4 protein-coding genes are annotated in these 4,393 nt (G+C 67.5%); 2 read left to right on the top strand and 2 right to left on the bottom strand.

The features are described from left to right. On the top strand, nt 1-306 hold a 306-nt coding region (locus AC1DU6_RS21505), incomplete at its 5' end, for a hypothetical protein (RefSeq protein ID WP_477859473.1). A 22-nt stretch (nt 307-328) separates the two neighbouring features. Here AC1DU6_RS21505 and AC1DU6_RS21500 read toward each other — a convergent pair. Further along, nucleotides 329-1,066, bottom strand: coding sequence for a DUF481 domain-containing protein (locus tag AC1DU6_RS21500; protein WP_457326147.1), 738 nt, complete (start codon nt 1,064-1,066; stop codon nt 329-331). A 105-nt stretch (nt 1,067-1,171) separates the two neighbouring features. Here AC1DU6_RS21500 and AC1DU6_RS21495 point away from each other — a divergent pair, with 105 nt between their 5' ends. Next, complete coding sequence (locus AC1DU6_RS21495; protein WP_477859471.1) at nt 1,172-3,559, top strand: UvrD-helicase domain-containing protein; 2,388 nt, start codon at nt 1,172-1,174, stop codon at nt 3,557-3,559. A gap of 144 nt (nt 3,560-3,703) precedes the next feature. On the opposite strand, the gene AC1DU6_RS21490 is transcribed toward AC1DU6_RS21495, so the two are convergent. Next, nucleotides 3,704-4,393: class I SAM-dependent methyltransferase (locus AC1DU6_RS21490; protein ID WP_477859469.1), on the bottom strand; the 690-nt coding region annotated here is incomplete at its 5' end.

The following is a 4,393-nucleotide window of genomic DNA, read 5'->3' as shown; positions in this document are numbered from 1 at the left end:
GCTACGCTGCGGCCTTCAACGCAGACGGAGACGCGCTTGGGCATCGTGGTGTATTGGCTGGAAGGTGAGGGCGAAGAGGCGACCCCGGTCTGCCAGTTCTTCAGCAGCAAGGAGCTGACGCAGGCCCTGGCCTGGGCCGAGGACAGGCGCCGCCAGGGGCATCGCCACGTCAGCATCTCCACCGAGCTGGATGAAAGCGTGGGCCGGCCGGGCGTGGCCGCGGTCGAAGGCGGGCGAACGCCAGACGGCGAGACCTATGAATGGTCCAAGGCCGGGCGGGCCGGCAAGGTGCGCAAGGGCCGTTGAGGAGCGGCGCTTGCCGCGCCGTTCAAAACTTGTAGCCGAAGCCCACGGTCAGCAGGTTGTCCGTCTTCTTGGTGCCCACGGGCACGTGGCCGGTGTAGCGGCTGGACAGGCCGGCGTTGAGCGTCCATCCGGCGATGATCTGCGTGGCCAGCCCGGCGTCGAAGGTGGCGCGGTTGCCGAGGTCGCCGCCGCCGGGGTAGTAGACGAGGCGCTGCTTCAGCGTCGTCGTCTCGCTGACCTTGTGGCTGGACTCTTCGCCGAACAGCACTTGCGCGCCATTGGCCTCGCTGCCGTCCGTCAGGCGGGTGGCGGTGTAGCCGAGACCGCTGAAGACGTCCCAGCTGTTGGCATCGTCCTTCACCAGGTGGTAGCCCGCGCCGCCGTTGAGGCTGTAGCGGTCGCGCACGCCGCCGGCCTTGTTGGTTTCGCCTTCCGCGCCGCCAAAGGAGAACCACTGCGGGCCGAGGTTGAAGTCGTAGCGGCCGCCCAGGCGCAACAGGTCGGCGGTGGTGGTGTCGACGCCCGCGTTCTTGTTGCGGCCGTAGTTGGCGATGCCGTAGAGGCTGAGCTTGTCTTCGGCCGTCGCGACGCTGGCATCCGCATTGGCGGCCAATGTGCGGCTGCTGCTGTTGCCGCTGGCCATTGCGCCGGAGACGCTGAGCCCGCCGTGCCATTTGCCGTCGGGCGTGTCCTGGGCCTGGGTGGACTGCGAGGCGAGGGTGAGGGCGATGGTGCCGAGGGCGAGAGTGAGACGTGGCATTCCGAAAGTGCTTTAGGGGAAAACCAGAAGTATCCCCAACGACCCCGCACGGTCAGCGGCGGGCGCCGGCCAGGCTGTAACGAGGGGCTTCCCTAGAATGCCGGGATGACTTCTTCCCCTGTCGACGCTGTGGTCGACGCTGCTTCCAGCCCCCTGCTGCGCAACCTCAACCCCGAACAACTCGCCGCAGTGACCGCGGCGCCGGAACCCGCGCTGATCCTGGCCGGTGCCGGCTCGGGCAAGACCCGTGTGCTGACGACCCGCATCGCCTGGCTGCTGCAGACCGGCCAGGTCAGCCCGGGCGGCATCATGGCCGTGACGTTCACGAACAAGGCCGCCAAGGAGATGCTGACGCGTCTCTCGACCATGCTGCCCTTCAATGTGCGCGGCATGTGGATAGGCACCTTCCACGGCCTGTGCAACCGCTTCCTGCGTGCGCACTGGAAGCTGGCCAATCTGCCCCAGGCCTTCCAGATCCTGGACGCCAGCGACACGACCTCGGCCGTCAAGCGTGTCATCAAGGCGATGAAGCTCGACGAGGAGCGCTTTGTGCCCAAGCAGGTCGGCTGGTTCATTGCCGGCCGCAAGGAAGACGCCCAGCGCCCCGGCGACGTGGAGCAGCGTGACGAGCAGACCAAGACCCTCGTCGAGATCTACGCCAACTACGAGGACCAGTGCCAGCGCGAGGGCGTGGTTGACTTCGCCGAGCTGATGCTGCGCAGCTATGAACTGCTGCGCGACAACGCCTCGGTGCGCGAGCACTATCAGCACCGCTTTCGCCACATCCTGGTCGACGAGTTCCAGGACACCAACAAGCTGCAGTACGCCTGGCTGAAGATGTTCGCGCCGCCGGGCTTGGACAACGGCCAGAGCATCCTGGCGGTGGGCGACGACGACCAGAGCATCTATGCCTTTCGCGGTGCCCGCGTCGGCAACATGGCCGATTTCGAACGCGAGTACCGCGTCAGACGAGTCATCAAGCTGGAGCAGAACTACCGCAGCTTCGGCCACATCCTGGACGCCGCCAACGAGCTGATCAGCCGCAACAGCCAGCGCCTGGGCAAGACGCTGCGCACCGACGCCGGCCTGGGCGACCCGATTCGCGTGCAGGAGTCGCCGAGCGACTTCGCCGAGGCGCAGTGGGTCATCGAGGAGATCCAGAGCCTGCACCGCGGCGGCATGGACCGGCAGGAGATTGCCATCCTCTACCGCAGCAATGCGCAGTCGCGGGTCATCGAGTCGGCGTTGTTCAACTCGGGCATCCCGTATCGCGTCTATGGCGGCCTGCGCTTCTTCGAGCGCGCCGAGGTCAAGCATGCGCTGGCCTATCTGCGCCTGCTGGAGAACCCGAGCGACGACACCAGCTTCCTGCGCGTCGTGAACTTCCCGACCCGCGGCATCGGCGCCAAGACGCTGGAGAACCTGCAGGACGCCGCCAAGGCCAGCGGCCGCAGCCTCTACCAGAGCGTGGGCGCCATCACCGGCAAGGGCGGCGCCAATCTGGTCGCCTTCACCAACCTGATCGACTCGACGCGCAACCTGACGCAAGGCATGACGCTGCGCGAGATCATCGAGCAGGTGCTGGAGACCTCGGGCCTGCTGGACTTCTACCGCACCGACAAGGACGGCGCCGAGCGGCTGGAGAACCTGGACGAAYTGATCAACGCCGCCGAGGCCTTCGTCATGCAGGAGGGCTTCGGCAAGAACGCCGTCGGCCTGCCGGTGGACGAAGTGGCTCCGAGCGTGCAGTCCACGGGCACGCCGGGCTCGGTGCCCGACGCGGAGACGGGCGAGATCATGTCGCCGCTGGTGGCCTTCCTGACGCATGCCTCGCTGGAGGCCGGTGACAACCAGGCCCAGGCGGGCCAGGATGCCGTACAGCTAATGACCGTTCACTCGGCCAAGGGCCTGGAGTTCGACGCCGTCTTCATCACGGGCCTGGAAGAAGGGCTGTTCCCGCACGAGAACTCGATGTCCGACCATGACGGGTTGGAGGAAGAGCGCCGCCTCATGTACGTGGCCATCACGCGGGCGCGCAAGAAGCTGTCACTGAGTTTCTGCCAGACCCGCATGCTGCACGGACAGACGCGTTATCACATCAAGAGCCGCTTCTTCGACGAGCTGCCCGAGGAGGCGCTGAAGTGGCTGACGCCGCGCAACCAGGGCTTCGGCTCGGGCTTTGCGCGCGAGTACCAGCAGGCCTGGCAGCGGGGCTCGGGGCTCAAGGGCATGGTGGGCGCGGGCAATGTGCCCAATCGTGGAGAAAGGGCCGCCTGGGTGGAGCCACCCGTGCCGGCCAGCATGAAGCAGAAGGTGTCGGAAGAACACGGCGGCCTGCGCGTGGGCAAGGGTGTCTTCCACAACAAGTTCGGCGAGGGCGTGTTGCTCACCCTTGAAGGCTCGGGCACGGATGCGCGGGCGCAGGTCAACTTCGGCCGGCATGGCACGAAATGGCTGGCTCTTTCAGTTGCGAAGCTCACCCCGATTGAGTAGGCCCCTCGTCCAGCCGCACCCCGCTGAACGCGGGTGCGGCTGACCGGCCCCCCGAGGGGGCGGCGATGCTCGCGGCATCGAGCCGCGACCACATCGCCAGTGCGGGCCGGCTTGGGAGCGGCCCGGCGCTCGGCCCGAAAGTGTTCAATGCCCCACGATGACCACGTGGGCCTGCATGCGCGAGTCGATGGCGCCGACACCGAAGCGGTCGGCGATGGCGCGGGCCGCGAGGGCCGTCATCTCCGGCAAGCGGCCTGGCGCGCGCTTCTCGATCTCGGCGCGCAACGGCGTGCCCTGGCAGAAGCCCAGGGCGGGCTGGGAAGGTGACTCTGCGCAGGCGCGCAGCGGCAGCGTGACGAAGTCCGCCTCGTGCTCGAAGCCAGCGTCGCTGAGCTCCTGGCGCAGCGCGTGGATGTCGTGGCAGCCGTGCGGCGCGCGCGCGAGGAAGCGCGGCGGGTCGTCCGGGAAGGCCTGGGCCAGGGCCTGCGTGATCGTCTCGGCCAGCTCATTGCTGTCGAGGTGATCCCAGACGTTGAAGAGGAACACGCCGTCGGCCCTGAGCACGCGGCGGATCTCGGCAAAGGCACGTGGCCGGTCAGCGAAGAGGCTGACGCCGAACTRGCAGGCGACGAGGTCGAAGCTCTCGTCGGCAAAGGGCAGCTGCGCAGCATCCGCCAACCGCCACTCGACGGGCCGTTCGGTGCCCCGGGTGGCCGCCATGTCCAGCATGGTGGCGTTGAGTTCGCTGGCCACAATGTCGACGTTGTCGGGCAGCTCCCCGACGAGATGGCGCGTCAGCACGCCGGTGCCCGCAGAGATCTCCAGCAACCGCCC

Source organism: Roseateles sp. P5_B10, from assembly GCF_056400485.1.
The sequence above is the reverse complement of the archived record's forward strand: the minus strand, read 5'-3'. Positions and strand labels throughout refer to the sequence as shown.

Excerpts from the sequence above, each read along its gene's own strand:
- AC1DU6_RS21500 (WP_457326147.1), bottom strand. The coding sequence starts at position 1,066 with ATGCCACGTCTCACTCTCGCCCTCGGCACCATCGCCCTCACCCTCGCC.